Below are 20138 nucleotides of genomic sequence, written 5' to 3'. Positions count from 1 at the left end.
AAGCGCTCAAGATACACGCTGGACGCTCCTCGACGCTAATGCCAATCCGGCGTCGAAAAGAGTGCCATATCCAGCGCTGGGTTGAACTCGAAGTCGTGGGTGAACAGGACCTTGGTCAGAGCGCCGTCTGCGTCGTAGTGTACACGTCGCCCCACGAAAATGTAACCGTCGACGGTCCGGATATCCTCAAAGCGAAGGCGATTCCAGTCGTCATCGCTTTCCTCCATGTACGCCACCTGGACGGGCCACGAGCGGCCGTCCTCGAACCAGTACTGCCACGTGTCCTCGTCGTGCAGGCCGATGCCTTCTCCGAAGGTCACGCCCACCACGTGCCGACCCTCGTCATCGATGCCCCGATCGTGCACGGTCACTCCGTCGTCGAGGAGCTTGTAGGGCAGGCTGATCCAGTATTGCACGTCGCCGGAGACGTAGCGGACTTGGTCGTAGTCCTTGTCGCCTTCGCCGAGCGGCTCGCCGTTCAGCGTAGCCCACTGGGTCTCTCCATCCCATCCCTGTTGGATGAAGTCGTCCCCTTCCCAGCGTTCGATTCGGGAGATCTCACCCGCGTCCGTGCGGGCGATCGTTACGTAGCGAGGACGTGCGCGCCGCATCCGGCCGCTCTCGGGATCGTAGATCTCGGTCGTCAGAATGAAGCGGGCGCTCTTCAGGGGCCAGTACGCGTCGAGCCCGCCGACGGCGGCGATCCAGTTGGCGACGAGCGAATCGGCGACGGTGTCGTCGGCTTCCTGTCTGCTGGTGCGCTCGGCAGAGGTCACGGCGAGAACGCTCGTGAGCGAAAAGAGAACGAACGCCACGAGGAAGAAGGCAGTCTGCTTCATCACAACCCCCAAGGGTCCAAAAGGCCCGAACGCCGGGACGACCGGTCGTCATCAACAGGCGTACGTGCGATCCACTTGCATTGCTGAGTAAAGGGATACATCTCCTTGCCCCCTCGCGCGAGCAGGCCATAGTGTCTGAGGGTGACGTCGATCGGCGTGGCCACGCGTCTCGGACCCTTCTAGAAGGCCCAGTGTGATGCCAAAGACCAACCGCATGACGAGGGGGACAGCCAAGCGGCGGGCGTCGCTCGCGACGTTGGGCGCCACGCTCTTCATGGCGGCCTGTGCTGGTGGCGCGCCTGCTGGTCCGTTGCCTCCCTCGGATCCCGCACAGCTCCACTTCGCGTCGGAGCTCGGCATCGATCTGGCGGACTTCCAGCTCACGGCGTCGGGTCTTTACCTGCAGGACATGAATGAGGGGACGGGGACGATGGCGCGACGGACGAGCCATGTATGGATCTACTACGTCGGGTGGCTTCCCGATGGCACAGTCTTCGACGGCCAACTGCAGGGTGACCCTTTCCACTTCCGACTGGGTGGCAACGAGGTCATTCGGGGCTGGAACGAGGGCATCCAGGGCATGCGTATCGGCGGTCGGCGGCGGCTGGTGGTTCGACCGGGACTCGCCTACGGTTCGCGGGGACGCGGCAAGGTGCCTCCTGGGGCGACTCTGGTCTTCGAGGTTCAGCTCATCGACGCGAATTGAAACTCTGCCATCCGATGAGCGTATTCCGCTGGCACCGGGGGTCCGCATCGAGGGCCGTCCAGTTCGCCGTCCCACGCTTCGAGGACCAGACATCATGCGGTTGATTCGCCTCAGATTCTCTTCGCTGACCTCAACCGTGGCCGGCCTTCTTTTTCTCGCTGCGTGCAGTGATGCGTTTGCCCCCGAGGTAATCGAAGAGACGAACTTCGCGCCGTCGCTGAATATCGATCTCGGTTCGATGACCAGGACGTCCTCCGGTCTGTACATCGAGACGATATCCGAAGGAACCGGCGAGCCGGCGGTGGCGGGGAACGATGTGACCGTGTTGTACGTCGGGTTTCTCTCAAACGGAGACGTGTTCGACTCTTCCGATCAGAGCGGGCCGTTCAACTTCATCCTGGGTACCGGGGGGGCAGTGGACGGCTTCGACGAAGGTGTGCTAGGCATGAAGCTGGGTGGCATCCGGCTCATTATCATGCCGCCGAGCCTCGGCTATGGAAACAGTGCGCGCGGTTCGATTCCGGCGGGTTCGATCCTGATTTTCCGGATCGAGCTCGAGTCGATCGGCTGAGTCGCTGGCTGTCGCTTCACGCGCCGCTACTTGGGCGGTAGGCCGCCCGCGAAGCTCACCGCGACATCCAGCCAACTCGCCAGGTCGGCGTCGTCCGCGACCCCAGCGACTCCCATGTAGACCATCCCCTTGAGGGACCGGCCCGTGAAGTCCATCTCTCGGGCGTGCGGTCTTGTGAGCGCGTCCTCGTAGGAGTCTGGTCCGACTCGCAGCATGAGCTCCTCCCCGACGATACCGGCGCACGTGTTGCCGCCGAGCATGAAGCAGAGGCCTCCGAACATCTTTCGTTCGGAGAGGTCAGGGCGCTCGGGAAGCGCTTCGCGAACGCGCTGGGCTAGTCCTTCGTCGTATGCCACGATCCCCTCCACTCCACTCAGCGACCCCTACGGACCCTCAGCCCCACGCGCAGCGTTCGTGGGAGACCGGGCGTGAGGAATCCGCTCCACCTCCTCTTCCGCGCCGCGGACGTTACGCGAGATGATGCCGAAGGGCGAATATCTCTGATCCAACAGATTGGACAACTCCAGGTATGCCATCGCCTGTCCGATCCGATGTTCGACTCTCAGGTCGACGAGGGAATAGCGGTCGAGCTTCTTGAAGGGTGCCTCGTTGCCTTCGTCGCCGATGAGGAATTGCTCACCCACCCAGAGTGCTTGCAGGGCTACCGAAGTGCGAAAGAACGCGTACGCGACTCCAGCCGAGACCGAGAACTCCGGGACCATCGGGAAGCGGTCCCCGGGCTCGACCTCGGGCGGCGCTCCTTGCTCATCCTCATCGAGGAACGGCGCGGCGAGGACCGCCGAGGACTCGAATGTGGCCCGCGTCCAGCCAAGGCTGCCCGTGATGGTGAGCTCGTGCTCACCGCGAAATGGCCTCGCTTCTGCCGACAGCTCGAGGCCGAGCCGGCGGGTCCGCTCCAAGTTGGTGAAAAAGCCTCGGGTCGGCGTCTCGAGGTCGACCACGTTGAAGATGTCGTTCTTGACCTCGGACCAGTAGCCAACCGCTTCTCCCCGAAGCCGCTCCCCGCCGAGACGAAGACCGGCCTGCCAAGTGTCCGACGTCACCGGACTCAGGGGCGGGTCAGGCCCTAGTTCGAAGGGGAGCTGGCACGGATCCTCGGGATCTGCGCAGCTCACCTCCAAGATCACCGGGCTGCGGAAGCCCCGCCCGTAACCGGCGAAGGCGTTGACCCCGGACCCGATGTCCCCACTCAGACCGAGTCCTCCCGACCACTCGCTGAACGTGTTCTCCCCGCTGTCGGCTGGATCGAGAAGGTCGGTCACCGGAAGCGAGGAGAAGTCGAACCGGAGTGAGCCGTGCAGTGCAAGGCTCGGGGAAAGCGCCCACCAAGCCTCGGCGAAGCTTGCCAAATTGCCCTCGTCGGTACGGAGGCGTTCTGTCGTGTGTGGCGCTAGACTCGGGAAGGCGCGGTTCGGGTGCGCTTGGATGTCGATGCGCACGTCGTTGCGTACCCCTTCGGCGCCCAGAATGAGCAGGAGTCCATCGCGCGGCTGGTAGGTCAACTGGGCCGTTGTCCCCACCGAGGCTATCTCGGTGATCCCGAGCGCGTCGGGTTCCGTGACGTTGTCGTTCGACTGCCGAAAGTCGACAAAGCGGGCGAAGGAGATCAGCTGTGCGCTCCACTCCTCGGAAAGCACACGCTCGAGCCTTCCGTTGAGGAAGTGCATGCGCGCAGTGAATGCGTCCCCCGTTCCACCGGTGTACTGGAGTCGGCGCCGATCCTGGGGGGGAGCGACGATGTCGGCAGGCAAAGCTCCCCCCTGGATCCACGACTCTGGAAGAGGTCCGGTTCCCTCCAGCGAGTCCGACTCGAACGTATAGGACAGCCAGGCGTCGGTGCGCTCTCCACTCCAGCCGAGCTTGCCAAAAACGGACAATTCCTCCGAGTGCCCGTGCTCACGCCAGCCGTCTGACCGCCGATATGAGGCTGCGATGAAACCGTCGTACGCGGCCCATCGCCCTCCGGCGCGCACTGTTCCGGAAGCCGAGCCGTACGATCCACCCTCCGTCTCGAGTTCGATTCGTGCGTCGTCGCTCCCCCGCGCGGTAACGAAGTTGAGGGCACCCGCGAGCGCGTTTTTTCCGAACGCTCCAACAGGTCCGCGAAGAAGCTCGACACGTTCGACGGCACCGCCGGGGATGAGCGACAGGTGCACCTGCGAAGCGTCGGCCTCGTTCACGCGCACGCCGTCGACGAACACGCTCACGCCCTGGGGCACCCCCACGATTGGGCTCAGTGCGAAGCCTCTAAGTCTCACATCGGATTGGTAAGGGCTCCCGGTTTGATTGCTGAGGCTGACACCTGGGAGACGGGCTAGCCTACGCGTGAGGCTCTCGGCCGAACCGTCCTCGATCTGAAGGGTCTGAACGGGGAAGGGCGCCCGGGCAGCCGGGAAGGCCCCAACACGAAGCCGACCAATCGGCACCGTGATCTCAGACAGGACGAGCACGGAGTCCGGCGGCACGGAGTCCCGGCTCCTGAGCGGACGCGGGGATGAGCGGTGCCGCAACGAAGGGCAGAGCGGCGAAGAGCCGAGCCGAGCCACCCACGATTCTGCGACGCTTCGGAATGATCAACCCGCCTACATTTTCGGGAGCGTGACCCCGACCTGCTTCATGTACTTGCCCTGGCGGTCCGCGTACGCCACCTCGGGCTCCTCGTCGCCCTCGAAGAACAGGAGCTGCGCGATCCCCTCACCGCCGTAGACTTTCGCGGGCAGGGGGGTCGTGTTGGAGATCTCGAGCGTCAGGTACCCCTCCCACGTCGGCTCGAGGGGAGTAACGTTCACGATCAAACCACAACGTGCGTAGGTCGATTTTCCCACGCACAAGACGAGCACATCCCGTGGAATCCGGAAGTACTCCTCGGTTCGAGCGAGCGCGAACGAGTTGGGCGGGATGATGCACTCCGGTCCGACGATGTCGACGAAAGAGCGGTCGTCGAAGTTCTTCGGGTCCACGATCGAGTTGAACACGTTCGTGAAGACCTTGAACTCGGTCGACACTCGGATGTCGTAGCCGTACGAGGAGAGGCCGTAGGAGATCTTCCCCTCCCGGACCTGACCAGTCTCGAAGGGCTCGATCATGCGGTGCTCTTCGCACATGCGGCGGATCCACTTGTCGCTCTTGATGGGCATCTAGGGAACCTCTGAACAAGTAGGGCACGCCGCGTTACGGTGCCACGGCTCCATATCCTAGGCGGGGCGACGACGCCATAGCCGTCGCTACGGCTAGGAGCCCCAACGACGGAGATGGGGCCGTGCCACCGTAACCCACAAACCGGTACGATTGTCACACTCGGTGTTGGGCGCAGGGGGGTCGCGGCCCAATAGGTCGTCTCTCCTCCTCGCCGTAGCTACGGCTACGACTCGTCGTCCTTCCTACTCTTGAACTCGCGAGACCCCTGCGCGCGGCGCGCCCTACTTGTTCACAGGCTCCCTAGACCCCTCCGCCCGAGACATTTAACTTTTCTAGGCTGTACTGGGGGCGTCGCGTACAAAATGTCCCTGCAAGTCAATCGGGCCGGGCCTGTTAGCGCCCAGGCCCGTTCCACATAGGTGCTTGGAGTAGGACATGAAGAAGGGCATCCATCCCGAATACATGGCGGCGACCGCCGTCTGTGCGTGCGGCAACCGCTTCGAGACGATGTCCACCGTGGACGAGATCCACGTGGAGATTTGCTCGGTGTGCCACCCTTTCTACACCGGCAAGCAGCGTCTAGTAGACACCGCGGGCCGCGTCGACCGCTTCAAGAAGATGTACGGGACGGTCGCCGCGAAGTGAGGGGGCCAGGGCCTCCTGAGTCATGGCCCATCTCATGAAGTCCCCGAACGTCGACGCCCGTCTGCTGCAGCGCCTCGAAGAGGCGGAACTGCGCCTTCCAGAGCTCGACTCGGAGCTCGCAAGCCCGGAAGTGCTCTCGAGCCCTGAGCGGCTGAAGGATCTCGGGCGGGAGAGAGCGCGTCTAGACCGGATCGTCACCGCCAGCCGTGAGCAGCGTACCGCGGTAGAAGATCAGCGCAGCGCGGCCGAGTTGCTGGAGGAGACCGACGATCCCGAAATGAAGGCGCTCGCCGAAGAGGAGCTCTCGGTACTCGGCAAGCGCATCGAGCAGCTCGCGCTTCAGGTGCGTGAGCTGCTCATTCCACCGGACCCACTAGCGGATCGCGCGGCGGTCATCGAGATCCGCGCCGGTACGGGCGGCGATGAAGCAGGCCTCTTCGCGTCGGATCTTCTGCGCATGTATCGCCGATTTGCGGAGCGCAACCGCTGGTCTGTCGAGGTAATGAGCCTCTCTGAGGGCATCCCAGGCTCGATCAAGGAAGTGATCTTCACAGTGCGTGGAAGTGGCGCGTATGGTCGACTGCGGTACGAGTCGGGTGTGCATCGCGTTCAGCGTGTCCCCGCGACCGAGAGCCAAGGGCGGATCCACACCTCGGCGGCCACCGTAGCGGTGTTGCCCGAGGCCGAGGAGGTCGATCTGGAGATCGATCCCAACGACCTGCGAATCGATGTCTTTCGGTCTTCGGGTCCCGGCGGCCAGTCGGTGAACACGACGGACTCCGCCGTACGCATTACGCACCTCCCGTCGAAGCTCGTCGTAACCTGCCAGGACGAAAAGTCGCAGCACAAGAACAAGGCGAAGGCGATGAAGGTGCTGCGCAGCCGCCTTCTCGATCGGATGATCGCTGAGCGGGAAGCCGAGCGCGCGAGGGAACGGAAGACCCAGGTGGGCACGGGGGACCGGTCGGCCAAGATCCGCACGTACAATTTCCCGCAGGGGCGGGTTACGGATCATCGGATCGGCCTAACGCTCCACCGGCTCAACGATGTGCTGGACGGGACACTCGACGAGCTGATCGCGTCGCTCCGGCTTGCGGAGGAGCAAGAGCGACTCGGGGCCGACGATGAGTGAGGACCTCGACCGACTACCTTCGTCGCCGCTGGGCGCGCAGGGCAAGGACCGCTGGACGGTACTCCGCATGATCGAGTGGAGCGGAGAGTACCTGGAGGGCAAAGGTATCGTGCGTGGTCGTCTCGACGCCGAGCATCTGCTCGCAGACGTATTGGGGCTCGGGCGCCTGGAGCTCTATCTGCAGTTCGACCGGCCCCTGGTCGCCGCGGAGCTGGACCAGTACCGGCCACTGCTCAAGCGGCGCGCAACAAGGGAGCCACTTCAGTACATTCTAGGGCGTGCGGCCTTCCGGGAGTTGGATCTCGAGGTCGATGGGCGGGTGCTGATCCCCCGTCCCGAGACCGAGATCCTTCTCGATGAGGTACTCGAGTGGGCCGGGGCTCACGCAGGTGCTCAGGCGCGCGGGCTCGATGTCGGTACCGGGTCGGGGGCGATCGCGCTGTCGCTCGTGCTGGAAGGGCCGTTCGAGTTGGTCGTGGCGACAGACAGCTCCGAGGGTGCGCTGGAGGTAGCCCGCTGCAATGCGGAGGCCGCTGGCTTGGGTGAGAAGGTGGAGTTCCGGCTGGGTTCGTACTTCGAGCCTGTCTCGGAGGCGGAGGTCTTCGACCTCGTGGTGTCCAATCCGCCGTACGTTGCGGAGGGGGAGGCTCCGTCGCTCGAGCCCGAAGTGCGCGAGTGGGAGCCCGGTGACGCGCTCTTCGCGGGGCCGGACGGGCTGGTGGCGCTAAGGGCCATCATCGTAGGCGCGGGTTCGCGCTTGCGGCCGGGCGGGCTGCTGGCGCTGGAAGTAGGCGTGGGCCAGGCAGGGCCGGTGGTGGCCATGCTGGAGGATACGGGCGAGTACGTCGACGCACGCGTGCGAAGGGACCTAACGGGACGTGAGCGGATGGTGCTCACGCGTCGGGCGATGACGAACTGAGATTCCGGACCGGAGACATGAGGGTATGATGGGCATCGATGAAAAGGCGCGCGACCTAGGGAATGCCCTGGCGCGGACCGACGAGTATCAGGCGCTCAAACGGGCGATGGATGCCGCGGATGAGGACCGGGAGTTGGTCGAGCTTCGGAATCGCCTCGAGGCGCTCGAGCAGCGCCTGGAGGCGTCGATGCTTGCCGGTCAGGAACCCGATGAGGACGCGAAGAAGGTTTACACGGAGGCTGCCGAGGAACTTCAGATCAAGGCGGGCTTCCAGCGCCTGATTTCGGCACAGGCCAACTTCGAGAAGGTCATGATGAAGGTGAACGACACCGTGGCAAGGGGCATCGAAGAGGGCGCCCGGAGCCGGATCATCGTTCCGTAGGGCCAGTTCAACGATCAACTCAAACGTGAGGCTTTTCAGTGAAGCAGCCTACTGAGATCCGTCCGGCCGAGGGCAAACTCGGCGTACTTCTGCCCGGCTTCGGGGCCGTCGCCACGACGTTCGTTGCCGGCGTGGAAGCCGTGCGCCGCGGACTCGCGGAGCCTATCGGCTCCTTGACCCAGATGAACACGATTCGGTTGGGCAAGCGTACCGATGGCCGCGCTCCGCTCATCCAGGATTTCGTGCCACTCGCCGGTCTCGACGACCTCGTTTTCTGCACCTGGGACCCGATTCCCGACGACGGCTACGCGAGCGCGGTGAACGCGGGGGTTCTCCAAAAAGAGAAGCACCTCGACCCGATCCGGGACTTTCTGTCTGCCATCAAGCCGATGTCGGCAGCCTTCGACACCGACTACGTGAAGAAGCTCGACGGCCCGAACAAGAAGTCGGGCACCAAAATGGAACAGGCCGAGGAGATCCGTGCCGACATCCGCCGCTTCAAGGAGGAGAACGGCTGCGACCGCCTCGTGATGATCTGGTGCGCCTCGACCGAGGTCTTCCTACGCCCGAGTGCAGTGCATGAGACCCTCGGGTCGTTCGAGCAGGCCATGTGCGACGGTGACTCGGGGATCGCGCCCAGTATGCTGTACGCGTATGCGGCGCTGATGGAGGGCGTACCGTACGCCAACGGCGCCCCGAACCTATCGGTGGACATTCCCGCGCTCGAGCAGCTCGCGGCCGACAACAGCGTGCCCATTGGTGGCAAAGACTTCAAGACGGGCCAGACCCTCATGAAGACGATCCTCGCCCCGGGCTTCAAGACGCGCATGCTCGGTTTGTCGGGGTGGTTCAGCACGAACATCCTCGGCAATCGCGATGGCGAGGTCCTCGACGACCCCGAATCGTTCAAGACGAAGGAGGAGTCGAAACTCGGCGCGCTCGAGCACATTCTGCAGCCGGACGTCTACCCGAAGCTGTACGGTGACATGTACCACAAAGTGCGGATCAACTACTACCCGCCGCGTGGCGACAACAAAGAAGGGTGGGACAGCATCGACATCTTCGGATGGATGGGGTACGCCATGCAGATCAAGGTCGATTTCCTCTGCCGCGACTCGATCCTCGCCGCGCCCATCGTGCTGGACCTGGCGATCTTCCTCGACCTCGCGTCGCGCGCGGGCCTGAGTGGGATCCAGGAGTGGCTGTCGTTCTACTTCAAGGCGCCGCAGACCGCGCCTGGCCTCTATCCGGAGCATGACCTCTTCATTCAGCATTGGAAGCTGAAAAACACGCTTCGCTGGATGATGCGCGAGGAAATGGCGACTCACCTGGGTGTGGAGTACTACGACTAGACCATGGCGGGGCGCTTCATCGTATTGGAGGGCGCCGACGGCGTGGGCAAGACCACGCAGGCCGCCCTCCTGTCGTCTTGGCTGGCTGCGCGCGAAATCCCGCACATCCTCACGCGGGAACCCGGGGGTACTCCGGTGGGTGAGGCGATCCGCGAGGTCGTGCTCGGTCGCGACGACCTGGAGATGCCTGCTGAGTCCGAGCTCTTGCTCATCCTCGCGGCGCGGGCGGCGTTCGTGCGCGACGTCGTTCGGCCCGCGCTCGCAAAGGGCCAGGTCGTATTGGCGGATCGCTTTGCGCTCTCCACGCTCGCGTACCAGGGCTACGGTCGGGGGCTGGATTTGGACGACGTGAGGGACGGCCTGCGGATCGCTACGGGTGGTCTGAGGCCGGACCTGTACATCGTGCTCGATCTGCCGGCCGAAGCCGCCAGCGAACGTCAGCGTCGAGATGGCATGATACCGGATCGCATCGAAAAGGAGGGATACGGCTTCCTCCAGTCCGTGCGTGAAGGGTATCTTGCGTTGGCGGAGACGGAGCCGGGAGTTCAAGTGTTGAGCGCCCGTGGGGCGCCCGAGGACGTGCACGCGACGATCCGTGGACTTCTCGAGACGTGTTTCCCTGAAACCTTCCGGTAGGGCGCGGTATAACCGAGAGGGTTTGCGATGGGCTGCCGGGGAGTGCTCGGTATCAGAATGGATCGGTCGAACGTGAGCAGGAGGGTGGAATCGTGAGGCGAGGGGTCTTTGCGCCGGTGGTCGTGGTCGCCTTTGCGGTGATGGCAGGCGGCTGGTTATTGCAGGAGGGCGTCGACCGAGCCGCGAACATTTACGTCCGTGTGCGCGTGCTCCAGGAAGTCGTAGAGCACGTGGAGACGAGCTTCGTAGACGACGTCGATCCCGCCGGTCTCTACAACGCCGCGATCGACGGACTCATCCGCGACCTCGGCGATCCGCACTCGTCGTTCTTGCCCGCCGACGAATACGAGAACCTGAGCATCCGCATTGAAGGAGAGTACGAAGGGATCGGTCTCGAGGTCATCGACCGCGGCGGTTGGGTTACGGTTGTCAGTCCGATTTCGAGCACTCCGGGCCAACGCGCCGGGATTCGCGGTGGTGACAAGTTCTTCGAGATCGAGGGGATTCCCGCGGACACGATGACCACGGACCAGGCGGTCGAGCTGCTGCGCGGCCGTCCCGGTACTGAAGTCACGGTGAAGATGCTTCGCCCAGGAGTCGAGGAGCCGATCGAATTCACCATCAAGCGGGCGACGATCCGACTGCGTGCGGTGCCCTTCGCGCTCATGCTGGAGCCCGGGATCGGCTATGTGCCGCTGCAGACCGTCAGTGAGACGTCGTCAAGCGAGATCCGAGCTGCCGTCGACTCGCTGCGTGGGGAAGGGCTCGACGGACTGATCCTGGATCTGCGCGGGAACCCGGGTGGCTTGCTCGACGAGGGGATCGCGGTCTCCGATCTGTTCCTCGAAGCAGGCCTCCCCATCGTCGAAACGAGGGGCAGGGCCGCGAACCAAAACGCGACGTACTCATCGTCGTCACCGGATCGATATAAGGATCTGCCCATCGTCGTGCTGGTCGACGGCACCAGTGCCTCGGCGTCGGAGATCATCGCAGGAGCGCTCCAGGATCACGACCGGGCGGTGATCGTCGGTGAGACGACGTACGGCAAAGGCTCCGTGCAGAGTCTTTTCCGGCTCACGGGCGGAGACGTATTGCGGCTGACTACGGCGCGGTGGTATACGCCCGTCGGTCGTTCGATCGACCGTGATCCCGATGCCGTCGTCGATGTGGCGGAGCACGAGCTCGCGATCTCGGGCAAGATCGTGATACCGACCGTCCTCGATGGACGCCCTGAGTACGAGTCGCTCGGTGGCCGCACGCTGTTAGGGGGCGGTGGTATCACTCCCGATCTCTTCGTATCTCCAGAGACGTTGTCGCCCCAAGAGGCCGAAGCGGTCTACCGGGTCTTCCGTCGGGCGGGAGAATTCAGCACGGCGCTCTTCAACTACGCCGTCTCATTCGTTCAGGACCACCCGAATGCCCAACCGGGCTTCGTCGTGCGTGACGCCGAGATCCAGGACTTCTACGAGACGCTTCCCGAGTGGCGCGCGGAAGTCGACCACGACGAATTCATGGCGGCCCAGCGCTTCGTTCGCTACCGCATGGAGCGAGAGATCGCCCTGCAGGCGTGGGGTGACGCTGGGCAGTTCGAGCAGTCCCGGAGGCACGACACCCAGCTGATGAAGGCGGTCGAGCTGCTACGGGGTGCTGCGAACCCGGCGGATCTGATCGCACAAGTCGCGTCCGCGGAGAACGAGCAAGACTCGGGCTCCTGACACTGTGGCGGACCCACGTGCCTAGAAGGGTGATCGGGAAGGTGGGTGGGCCGCGCACATGGCGCTTGCGCGCGTTCAGGCAAGGAACGACGAGGAGTCGTAGCCGAGCTACGGTGACGAGGAGAGACGCAGGATCAACCGCGCAACCGCCATGTGCCCAACACCATGGTTGATATGATCTTACGCCTCTGTGGGTTGGGGTGGCACGGCCCCATCTCCGTCGTTGGAGCTCCTCGACGTAGCGACGGCTATGTCTTCGAAGCTCCGCCTAGGATATGGGGCCGTGGCACTCCAACGCGGCCCACCCACCTTCCCGATCACCCTTCTAGATTCGGCGGCCGGTCCGATTCCGTCATGCCCACGCCCCGTTGGGGCCGCTTCCTTACAGGTGACCACGATCTCGGATCCATGGACTTGGCGGACGAATGGGCGTAGTCGAGGTCGTGCGCGGCGATCTGGTGGAGGCGAGACACTCGCTTCGTATAGTCGTCGCGGACCACGAAGGAGCCGTAGTCGCGTCCATCGGTGATGTTGACGAGCTGACGTACTACCGCTCGGCCGCCAAGCCCCTGCAGGCGCTTCCTCTGGTGGAAGAGGGCGTCGTCGACCGCTTCGGGCTTTCGGATGCCGAGTTGGCTCTGTGCTGTGGGTCGCACGAGGGTGAGACGGAGCACGTGGCCGGCGCCCGGTCGATTCTGCGCAAGGCCGGCCTCGAAGAGTCGTTGCTGCGGTGTGGGCCACACCTTCCGTTCTCGCCGGAGGCTACACGTGCGTTGCTGGCGGGTGGCGGTCAGGCCGCGTGCGTTCACAACAACTGCTCGGGCAAGCATGCGGGCATGCTCGCGCTTGCGGCCGCCCTCGCTTGGGATCCCGTCGACTATCATCTTCCGGAACATCCTGTGCAGCTCCGCATGCTCGACGAGATCCGACGGTGGACGGAGCTGAGCAGCGAGGAGATCCGAACCGGTGTCGACGGATGTGGCGTCATGTGTTTCGCGGTGCCGCTGCGCGACATGGCGGCCTCGTTCGCCCGGTTCGCAGCGGCGGCCGCCAGGGACGAGGGGGCGAAACGGGTCGTGAACGCCATGACCGCGCATCCGTTCATGGTGGGTGGCACGGGGCGCACCTGCACCGACGTGATGAAGCGGGCGGCGGGACGGGCCTTTGTGAAGGTTGGTGCCGAAGGGGTGTACGCCGGCGGCGTGACTGAGCGGGGTCTCGGCTTCGCGATCAAGGTGGTTGACGGCGGGCGCCGGGCGGTCGAAGTGGCCCTCGTGCGTGTGCTCTCCGAGCTCGGTGTCCTTTCGAGCGACGACGTCGACGCACTGCGCCAACACGCGAACCCGACATTGTACAACACCCGGGGTGAAGAGGTTGGGGAGATCCGGGCCGCGTTCGATCTGGCCGGCGCCATCGCATGACTGCGCCGGCCTCCGATGCCCACGAAGTGCTCGTACGCCTCAGCGCTGTGCTCGCCTCGCGTCGCGACGAAGAGCTCGAATCTGCGATGCGGGTCGCGGCTGAGCGCGGTGGGACGGACGCCGTCGAGGAGCTGATCCTACGGAGTTACCTGTTCCTGGGGCGCCCGGGGCTGCCCCAGACCCGGGTCTCGGTTCGCGCACGTACTGGCCTGGAACGCTGAGCGGTGTTCATCGACCGGGCGGTTATCGAGGTGATAGCGGGAACGGGAGGCTCCGGATCGGAGGCGTTCCGCCGGGAGAAGGGAGTGCCGCGCGGGGGCCCCGCAGGTGGAGATGGGGGGAAGGGCGGTGACGTCCTGCTCGAGGCCGACGCGCAGCTCGCGACCCTGCTCGACTATTCGTACCGTCGGCACTACAAGGCGGACCGTGGGATGCATGGTGCCGGCAAGAACAAAACGGGGCGCTCCGGTGACGATCTCGTGCTCAAGGTGCCACCGGGCACGGTCGCCTACGACGCCGACTCCGAGGAGTGCCTCGGGGAGTTGCTCGAGCCCGGCCAGAGCATCGTCGTCGCTCTCGGGGGCCGTGGGGGACGTGGGAACACTCACTTCAAGACGTCTACACAGCAGGCGCCGCGTCGTTGGGAGCGGGGCGGCGAGGGTGAGGAGCGCCGCGTGCGGCTGGAGCTCAAGCTCATCGCCGACGTCGGGCTCGTGGGCGAACCGAATGCGGGCAAGTCGACGTTTCTCGCGGCGGTCACAGCAGCCCGGCCGAAGGTCGCCGACTATCCATTCACCACGCTCGAGCCGAACCTCGGCGTCGTTCAACTGTCCGATTTCCGGACCTTCGTGATCGCGGACATTCCGGGGATCATCGAGGGCGCACATGAGGGCAAGGGACTGGGGCATCAGTTTCTGAGGCACATCGAACGCACCCGCACACTGGCGCTGGTGATTCCGGTCGATGCCCCGGACGTCCAGGTGGAGTACGAGGCGCTGCGCTCGGAGCTGGACGCGTACTCGACCGAACTCGCGATGACACCCCACTGCGTAATGCTCACCAAGACCGATTTGCTGCCGGCCGACGAGCCGCTACCGGAGCTGGAAGCCCCGGACGCGTGGGGGGTATTCGGTGTTTCGTCGGTCGCCCACAGGGGGGTGGACGAGCTTCTCCCGTTGCTCTGGGAAGCGAGTCGAAAGGCGGGCACAGGGGAGACGCCGGGCGCCGACGAGGGTTGGTGGAGTTCGTGATGCCAGCCGATCACAAGGCCGAAGTACGCGCGCTGCTCATGCTCGACCAGATACACGGAATCGGACTGAAAACGCTGGCCGCACTCGTCGCGCGGTTCGGCTCGGGACGAGCCGCGCTGGCCGCGCCGGCCCGTGCGTTCTCAGTGGTCGCCGGACAGCGTGCCGCCATCGCGAGGGGCGACGCCGAGATTCGAGACCGGGTCGCGGCCGGGCTGAACGATGCCGAGCGATTGAACGCACCCGCACTGACGTGGTCGGACGCAGAGTATCCGAGGATGTTGCGCAACCTCGCCGACCCACCGCCCGTACTCTTTCTGCGCGGTCGGGCCGAGCTTTTGTCGACCCCGTGCATCACGATCGTCGGGGCACGGAAGGCGACCGCTCGGGCTCGCGACTTCGCTCGACGGTTGGCGTCGGCGATCGCGCGTTCGGGCTACACGGTCGTGAGCGGAATGGCGCTCGGCATCGACGGCTGCGCGCACGTGGGCGCGCTCGACGCCGGCGGTGGGACCATTGCCGTGCTCGGGCGAGGTCCCGACCGAGCCTATCCGGCGTCTCATGGGCGACTCTTCCGGGACATCGTGGCGGGGGGGCTCGTAGTGTCCGAGTTCCTCCCGGGGACGCCGGCGCTGCCGCACCACTTCCCCCGCCGAAATCGTGTGCTCGCGGCGCTCGGCCAGGCAGTTGTAGTTGTGGAGGCGTCCCGCCGCAGCGGCTCGCTCATTACGGTGGAGCATGCGCTCGACCTCGGCATCGACGTATACGCGGTGCCGGGGCCGGTTGACCAAGCCGCTTGTGAGGGCAGCAACGCGCTGCTCGCAGACGGTGCTCGACCGCTGGTATCGGTCGAGCGGTTCCTCGAAGAACTTGGCGTCGGCTCGTCGAGCGCAAGCGAGCGGCTTCGACCCGGAGGCGCCGAGGGTCTCCTTCTGCTCGGCCTCGATCGCGGGCCCGTACATGTGGAAGAGCTGGCGGTCCTGGTGGGGTTGGGGGTGTCGGAGGCATTGGCTCTGCTCACCGAGCTCGAGGTGAACGGATGGGTCGAGCAACGCCCCGGACTGCGGTTTGAGCGTGCCTCCTGACACCAGACGCGCGGCCCCGACGACGGTGCGCTCGGTCTACGTCCACGCCCCGTTTTGCGTACGCCGCTGCTTCTACTGCGACTTCGCGGTACATGTCAGCAGGCACGGCGACCTGGCCGCGTGGCGCGACGCGCTCGAAGGTGAGCTGCGAGCGGTCGAGAGGGAGGGACTCTTCGCCCTCGAGGACTCACTCCACACGCTCTACGTCGGCGGCGGAACGCCTTCACTACTGGGCGAGGACGCGATGGAGGCACTCGCGGCTGTCGTCGGGCGGCGGCGCCTCGGGAGCTCCGACCTGGAGTGGACGGCGGAAGTGAATCCGGAGAGCCTGACCAGGGAGCTGGCTTCGGCGTGGCGCCGCTCCGGGTTGAACCGCCTCAGCATCGGGGTGCAGACGTTCAACGCCGAGGCCCTTCGGTGGATGGGGCGGCTACACGGCGCCGAGAGTGCCGAGCGGGCCGTCGACGCCGCAAATTCGGCCGGCCTCACGAACTTGAGTGTCGATCTGATCTTCGGGCTGCCTTGGCGGCTCAAGCGGTCATGGCGGGACGATATCGAGCGTGCACTGGCGCTGGACGTGCCGCATGTGAGCCTGTACGGCCTCACGGTGGAGGATGGGACGCCGCTCGGACGAGCCGTGCGAGAGGGGAACGAGAGCCCGGTCGCCGAGCAGCAGTACCAGGACGAGTATCTGCTCGCCGCCGAACTATTCGGCGCCGCGGGATACGAGCACTACGAGGTGTCCAACTTTGCCATTCCGGGCCATCGGTCGCGCCACAACGCGGTGTACTGGGACGGCCGTCCGTACCTCGGGCTCGGGAACGGCGCGCACAGTTTCGCAGCTCCCGTGCGGCGTTGGAATCTCCGTGAGTGGCCCTCGTACAGTGAGCGCGCGCGCGCGGGCAACGTGCCCGAGGACGACCGCGAGACAGTTGACGCTGATGCGCGTAGGCTCGAGCGTCTCTGGCTCGGGCTTCGCACGAGCGAAGGCGTGCCGCTCATGGACCTCGACGAGCGGCAACGGGGCCTGGCGAGCGCATGGTCAGGCCGTGGATGGACGCTGACGTCGGAAGACGCGCTGCGGCTGAACGCAGAGGGCTGGCTCTTGCTCGACGAGCTTGTGGTTGAGCTCGAGCGATGCGGCCCTGGGTTGACGCCGCGATCCGCGACTCTCGATCTTCGGAGATGAGCGGGATGGACAAACGAGAGCTGGTCGGCGACGAACTGACCGACCGAGAACGCCACGTATTGGATGCTGTGGTACGCACCTACGTGGATACGGCCGAGCCGGTGGGGAGCCGCACGATCTCCCGGAAGTTCAGCCTCGGCATCTCCGCTGCCACGATCCGCAACACCATGAGCGACCTGGAGGAGGAGGGCTACCTCTTCCGCCAGCACGCTTCGGCAGGCCGTGTCCCGACCGACATCGCGTACCGCTTCTTCGTGGATCGGCTCATGGAACCGATCCTTCTGACGGAGGCCGAACGCTCGAGTCTGGAGCGCGAGCTCGACGTGGCGGGGTCTGCGGTCGAGCGACTGGTGCGCCACGCTACGCGAGCGCTAAGCCTCCTATCGAACGAGCTGGGTGTGGCGCTGGCGCCGCGCCTCGACGATGCGGTGCTCGAGAAGCTCGAGTTGATCCAGGTCTCGTCCAACAAGGTTCTTCTGGTGGTGACGATACGTGGCGGTGTCGTGCGTACCGTGTACGTCGACCTCCCTGTGGAAGTCCCCGAGAAGGCGTTGGTGACCCTAACGCTCGCCTTGAACGAGCGGCTTGCCGGCCTGAGCCTGCAGGAGATTCGAAGGACGCTGCCGCAGCGTCTGCGGGACTCACATGGCGGGCAAGCGGAGGCGGCTGAGCTTCTCAACATCTTCGTGCAGTCGGGAGCTGAGCTCTTCGACCTCAGGGACTTGGATGGCACCGACATCCATCTCGGGCACGCAAGCGTGCTGGCGGCGCAGCCGGAGTTCGAGAGCGGTGATCGGCTCAAGAGCCTCATCGAGCTGACCGAGCGTCGGGATCTTCTCGCGCGGACCGTGGGTAATCGCGAGCACCGGGGTCGCGTCGTGATCACGATCGGCGGCGAGCACGACAGCAGCGAGCTCGCCGACTTTACGCTCGTCACCTCGGAGTACAGGACGGGCGACCTCAGGGGCGTGATCGGCGTGATCGGCCCGACGCGCATGCCTTATGAAAAGATAGTTACGATCGTGGACTACACGTCGACACTCGTGACACGCATGCTGCAGAGCTGAAGTTCTGAAACTTCTGGGGCTCTGAAGGAAATAGATGTCCGACTACTACAAACTGCTCGGCGTGCCGCACGATGCGGACACGGAGCAGATCAAGAAAGCGTACCGAAAGCTCGCGCTCGAGTCTCACCCCGACCGCAACCAGGGTTCGAAGGAGGCCGAGGAGCGCTTCAAGGAAGTCACGCAGGCGTACGAAGTCCTGCGTGACCCCGACAAGCGCGCGACCTACAACCGATATGGGGAGCAAGGCCTCAAGGGTCGAGCGGGGCCGGGCGGCATGGGTGGCTTCGATTTCAGCGACGCGGTCGACGTCTTCATGCGCGACTTCGGCGGCTTCTCGGGGCTCGAGGACATCTTCGGCATGCGCGGCGCCCGCGGGCAGCGTACAGCATCGCGCAAGGCTCAGACTGTTCGAATCCGGCTTCCGCTGACGCTTTCCGAAGTTGCTCACGGGGTCACCAAGACCTTGCGCGTCGCGCTGCTCGAAGAGTGCAGAAGCTGCGATGGTTCGGGAGCGCGGGCGGGCACCGCACCAACTCTGTGCAACGTATGCGGCGGCTCCGGTGAAGAGCGGCACGTCCAGCGTTCGGTGTTCGGACAGTTCGTGAGTGTACAGCCCTGCCAGACCTGCCAGGGCGAAGGGCGTGTGATCGAGCAGCGCTGCGACGCGTGTCGTGGCGAGGGGCGGGCTCGGCGCGAAACAGAGATCGAGGTGGAGGTCCCTGCCGGCGTCACGTCGGAGAACTTCCTCACGCTTCGCAGGCGAGGAAGCGTCGGCCCGCGGGGTGGTCCGCGCGGAGATATCGTGGTCCTACTGGAGGTGGAAGACGATCCGCGCTTCGTTCGGGACGGTCCCGACCTGATTCACGAACTACCGATCACGTTCGGGCAGGCCGCACTCGGCGACGAGATCGAAGTGCCTACGATCGACGGTACCGCGCGAGTGACGGTGCCGGCGGGGATCCAGGGCGGTGACCTTCTGAGGTTGAGGGGACTCGGCCTCCCCGAGCTCAATGGTCACCACCGTGGAGATCAACTGCTCAAGATATTGCTTTGGACTCCTGACGAGCTCACGCCTGAGCAGGAGGAGGCGATGCGTCGCCTCCGTGAGGTCGAGTCGCCCGCGCCAGAGCGGATTCGCCGGCGCTCGCACAAGGGGTTCTGGTCTCGGGTGAAGGAGGCGTTCTCTGGCGGATGAGTGACGCGAGCCGACGCTGGCTGGAGTTGAGCGTGCGCTGCCCTTCCGTGGAGGAGTCGATCCCGCTCCTCGCGGAGGGGCTCGTCGATGTGGCGGGGCGCGCTGCGGTAGAACAGGACGGGTGGTGCGTGACGCACGTACGCGAACCCGATGACCCGGAAGCTTTTGTCACGGACGTCCGGGACGCACTCGTGGCGATGACCGGACTAGCAGACTTGGAGCTCCGGACTCGGTGGCAGGCTCACGAGGATTGGGCCGAGACCTGGAAGCGGGGGCTTGCTCCGCGCCGGATCACCGACCGGCTGGTGGTGCGTCCGTCCTGGACCGACTTCAGGGCCGGACCGGAGGACCTGGTCATAGTGTTGGATCCGGGGATGGCGTTTGGCACCGCGGAGCATGGCACGACGCGTGGGTGCCTCAGGCTGCTCGACCGTGCCGTATCACCGGGCGATCGACTGCTCGACGTCGGAGCCGGGTCCGGGATTCTGTCGGTGGCGGCGGTACTTCTCGGCGCGGCTCACGTAACCGCGGTGGAGTCCGACGAGCTCTCGGCCGAGGCTTTACACGCGAACTTGCAGAACAACGGCGGGACGGACCGGGTGGCCGTGCTCATCGAATGGGCCGATGCCGAGAAGCTCGAGGCATGGGGTCCGGTTGACGGCCTCGTGGCCAACCTCGAGACCGGCCTTTTGCGGCCGCTGATCGGCGGCTTCCGGGCCGCTGTGCGACCTGGCGGCTGGCTCGTGCTCTCAGGAATCCTCGATCACGAGTGCGATGAGCTGCGTGAGGAGACGGAACAGCTCGGCTTCACGTGCCGGGCGATCGACCGAGATGGTGAATGGCGTTCGCTCCTCTTCGATTCCACCGGTTGACAGGCT

21 protein-coding genes are annotated in these 20138 nt (G+C 65.0%); 17 read left to right on the top strand and 4 right to left on the bottom strand.

Going from position 1 to position 20138, the window contains the following annotated elements; genetic code table 11:
- Positions 1-35: 35 nt before the first annotated feature.
- Positions 36-839 (bottom strand): hypothetical protein, encoded by an 804-nt coding sequence (locus IIB36_09605; GenBank protein ID MCH7531995.1) that lies wholly within the window; start codon positions 837-839, stop codon positions 36-38.
- 274 nt (positions 840-1113) lie between these two features.
- On the opposite strand from IIB36_09605, the gene IIB36_09600 reads away from it, so the two are divergent.
- Both IIB36_09600 and IIB36_09595 read left to right on the top strand, forming a co-directional pair.
- Positions 1114-1545: an FKBP-type peptidyl-prolyl cis-trans isomerase gene (locus IIB36_09600; protein MCH7531994.1), complete on the top strand. Its 432-nt coding sequence runs from the start codon at positions 1114-1116 to the stop codon at positions 1543-1545.
- Between the two features lie 238 nt (positions 1546-1783).
- The gene (locus IIB36_09595; GenBank protein MCH7531993.1) at positions 1784-2116 is read left to right on the top strand and encodes an FKBP-type peptidyl-prolyl cis-trans isomerase; all 333 of its coding nucleotides are present in this window, start codon (positions 1784-1786) and stop codon (positions 2114-2116) included.
- A gap of 26 nt (positions 2117-2142) precedes the next feature.
- Here IIB36_09595 and IIB36_09590 read toward each other — a convergent pair whose 3' ends face one another.
- The 3 genes from IIB36_09590 to IIB36_09580 form a co-directional block, all read right to left on the bottom strand.
- Positions 2143-2472, bottom strand: coding sequence for a TfoX/Sxy family protein (locus IIB36_09590; protein MCH7531992.1), 330 nt, complete (start codon positions 2470-2472; stop codon positions 2143-2145).
- Positions 2473-2499: 27 nt separating this feature from the next.
- On the bottom strand, positions 2500-4602 hold the full coding sequence (locus IIB36_09585) for a TonB-dependent receptor (GenBank protein ID MCH7531991.1): 2103 nt from the start codon (positions 4600-4602) through the stop codon (positions 2500-2502).
- Positions 4603-4719: 117 nt separating this feature from the next.
- Positions 4720-5274 carry a dCTP deaminase gene (locus IIB36_09580; GenBank protein ID MCH7531990.1) on the bottom strand — a complete coding sequence of 185 codons (555 nt, stop codon included), beginning with the start codon at positions 5272-5274 and terminating at the stop codon, positions 4720-4722.
- Between the two features lie 436 nt (positions 5275-5710).
- Between IIB36_09580 and rpmE the strand changes: the two genes are divergently transcribed.
- From rpmE to IIB36_09505, 15 genes are all read left to right on the top strand, one after another.
- The gene (rpmE, locus tag IIB36_09575; GenBank protein MCH7531989.1) at positions 5711-5920 is read left to right on the top strand and encodes a 50S ribosomal protein L31; all 210 of its coding nucleotides are present in this window, start codon (positions 5711-5713) and stop codon (positions 5918-5920) included.
- 34 nt (positions 5921-5954) lie between these two features.
- Positions 5955-7052 (top strand): peptide chain release factor 1, encoded by a 1098-nt coding sequence (gene prfA, locus IIB36_09570; GenBank protein MCH7531988.1) that lies wholly within the window; start codon positions 5955-5957, stop codon positions 7050-7052.
- Entirely contained in the window at positions 7045-7971 is a 927-nt protein-coding gene (gene prmC, locus IIB36_09565; GenBank protein MCH7531987.1) for a peptide chain release factor N(5)-glutamine methyltransferase, read from the top strand. Before prfA ends, prmC begins: the two co-directional genes overlap by 8 nt.
- A 25-nt stretch (positions 7972-7996) precedes the next feature.
- The gene (locus IIB36_09560; protein ID MCH7531986.1) at positions 7997-8353 is read left to right on the top strand and encodes a YlbF family regulator; all 357 of its coding nucleotides are present in this window, start codon (positions 7997-7999) and stop codon (positions 8351-8353) included.
- Between the two features lie 38 nt (positions 8354-8391).
- Positions 8392-9705, top strand: a complete 1314-nt coding sequence (locus IIB36_09555) for an inositol-3-phosphate synthase (GenBank protein MCH7531985.1) — start codon at positions 8392-8394, stop codon at positions 9703-9705.
- Positions 9706-9708: 3 nt separating this feature from the next.
- A complete protein-coding gene (tmk, locus tag IIB36_09550) occupies positions 9709-10341 on the top strand; it encodes a dTMP kinase (protein MCH7531984.1) in 633 nt (210 codons plus the stop codon).
- Between the two features lie 92 nt (positions 10342-10433).
- The gene (locus IIB36_09545) at positions 10434-12056 is read left to right on the top strand and encodes a S41 family peptidase (protein ID MCH7531983.1); all 1623 of its coding nucleotides are present in this window, start codon (positions 10434-10436) and stop codon (positions 12054-12056) included.
- A 425-nt stretch (positions 12057-12481) separates the two neighbouring features.
- Positions 12482-13477, top strand: a complete 996-nt coding sequence (locus tag IIB36_09540; protein MCH7531982.1) for an asparaginase — start codon at positions 12482-12484, stop codon at positions 13475-13477.
- Positions 13474-13698: a hypothetical protein gene (locus IIB36_09535; GenBank protein ID MCH7531981.1), complete on the top strand. Its 225-nt coding sequence runs from the start codon at positions 13474-13476 to the stop codon at positions 13696-13698. Before IIB36_09540 ends, IIB36_09535 begins: the two co-directional genes overlap by 4 nt.
- 3 nt (positions 13699-13701) lie before the next feature.
- On the top strand, positions 13702-14727 hold the full coding sequence (obgE, locus tag IIB36_09530) for a GTPase ObgE (GenBank protein MCH7531980.1): 1026 nt from the start codon (positions 13702-13704) through the stop codon (positions 14725-14727).
- Complete coding sequence (gene dprA, locus IIB36_09525) at positions 14727-15809, top strand: DNA-protecting protein DprA (protein ID MCH7531979.1); 1083 nt, start codon at positions 14727-14729, stop codon at positions 15807-15809. The genes obgE and dprA overlap by 1 nt, the downstream gene beginning before the upstream one ends.
- Positions 15793-16998, top strand: a complete 1206-nt coding sequence (gene hemW, locus IIB36_09520) for a radical SAM family heme chaperone HemW (protein ID MCH7531978.1) — start codon at positions 15793-15795, stop codon at positions 16996-16998. The genes dprA and hemW overlap by 17 nt, the downstream gene beginning before the upstream one ends.
- Before the next feature lie 5 nt (positions 16999-17003).
- Positions 17004-18065, top strand: a complete 1062-nt coding sequence (gene hrcA / locus IIB36_09515; GenBank protein MCH7531977.1) for a heat-inducible transcription repressor HrcA — start codon at positions 17004-17006, stop codon at positions 18063-18065.
- A 34-nt stretch (positions 18066-18099) separates the two neighbouring features.
- The gene (gene dnaJ, locus IIB36_09510) at positions 18100-19260 is read left to right on the top strand and encodes a molecular chaperone DnaJ (GenBank protein MCH7531976.1); all 1161 of its coding nucleotides are present in this window, start codon (positions 18100-18102) and stop codon (positions 19258-19260) included.
- A complete protein-coding gene (locus IIB36_09505) occupies positions 19257-20132 on the top strand; it encodes a 50S ribosomal protein L11 methyltransferase (protein ID MCH7531975.1) in 876 nt (291 codons plus the stop codon). Before dnaJ ends, IIB36_09505 begins: the two co-directional genes overlap by 4 nt.
- Positions 20133-20138 lie beyond the last annotated feature (6 nt).

The sequence above is a fragment of the Gemmatimonadota bacterium genome (genome assembly GCA_022560615.1).
Classification (GTDB): Bacteria; Gemmatimonadota; Gemmatimonadetes; order Longimicrobiales; family Gaopeijiaceae; genus UBA1138.
Note: the sequence above shows the minus strand (reverse complement) of the source record. Positions and strands in the feature narration are given on the sequence as shown.

What these genes read in the sequence shown, in the direction of transcription:
- tmk (MCH7531984.1), top strand. Translation starts at nt 9,709, where the DNA reads ATGGCGGGGCGCTTCATCGTATTGGAGGGCGCCGACGGCGTGGGCAAG.
- prfA (MCH7531988.1), top strand. Translation starts at nt 5,955, where the DNA reads ATGAAGTCCCCGAACGTCGACGCCCGTCTGCTGCAGCGCCTCGAAGAG.
- dprA (MCH7531979.1), top strand. Translation starts at nt 14,727, where the DNA reads ATGCCAGCCGATCACAAGGCCGAAGTACGCGCGCTGCTCATGCTCGAC.
- prmC (MCH7531987.1), top strand. Translation starts at nt 7,045, where the DNA reads ATGAGTGAGGACCTCGACCGACTACCTTCGTCGCCGCTGGGCGCGCAG.
- IIB36_09595 (MCH7531993.1), top strand. Translation starts at nt 1,784, where the DNA reads ATGACCAGGACGTCCTCCGGTCTGTACATCGAGACGATATCCGAAGGA.
- IIB36_09540 (MCH7531982.1), top strand. Translation starts at nt 12,482, where the DNA reads ATGGGCGTAGTCGAGGTCGTGCGCGGCGATCTGGTGGAGGCGAGACAC.
- IIB36_09535 (MCH7531981.1), top strand. Translation starts at nt 13,474, where the DNA reads ATGACTGCGCCGGCCTCCGATGCCCACGAAGTGCTCGTACGCCTCAGC.
- IIB36_09560 (MCH7531986.1), top strand. Translation starts at nt 7,997, where the DNA reads ATGATGGGCATCGATGAAAAGGCGCGCGACCTAGGGAATGCCCTGGCG.
- dnaJ (MCH7531976.1), top strand. Translation starts at nt 18,100, where the DNA reads ATGTCCGACTACTACAAACTGCTCGGCGTGCCGCACGATGCGGACACG.
- IIB36_09605 (MCH7531995.1), bottom strand. Translation starts at nt 839, where the DNA reads ATGAAGCAGACTGCCTTCTTCCTCGTGGCGTTCGTTCTCTTTTCGCTC.
- IIB36_09600 (MCH7531994.1), top strand. Translation starts at nt 1,114, where the DNA reads ATGGCGGCCTGTGCTGGTGGCGCGCCTGCTGGTCCGTTGCCTCCCTCG.
- hrcA (MCH7531977.1), top strand. Translation starts at nt 17,004, where the DNA reads ATGGACAAACGAGAGCTGGTCGGCGACGAACTGACCGACCGAGAACGC.
- rpmE (MCH7531989.1), top strand. Translation starts at nt 5,711, where the DNA reads ATGAAGAAGGGCATCCATCCCGAATACATGGCGGCGACCGCCGTCTGT.
- IIB36_09505 (MCH7531975.1), top strand. Translation starts at nt 19,257, where the DNA reads ATGAGTGACGCGAGCCGACGCTGGCTGGAGTTGAGCGTGCGCTGCCCT.
- IIB36_09580 (MCH7531990.1), bottom strand. Translation starts at nt 5,274, where the DNA reads ATGCCCATCAAGAGCGACAAGTGGATCCGCCGCATGTGCGAAGAGCAC.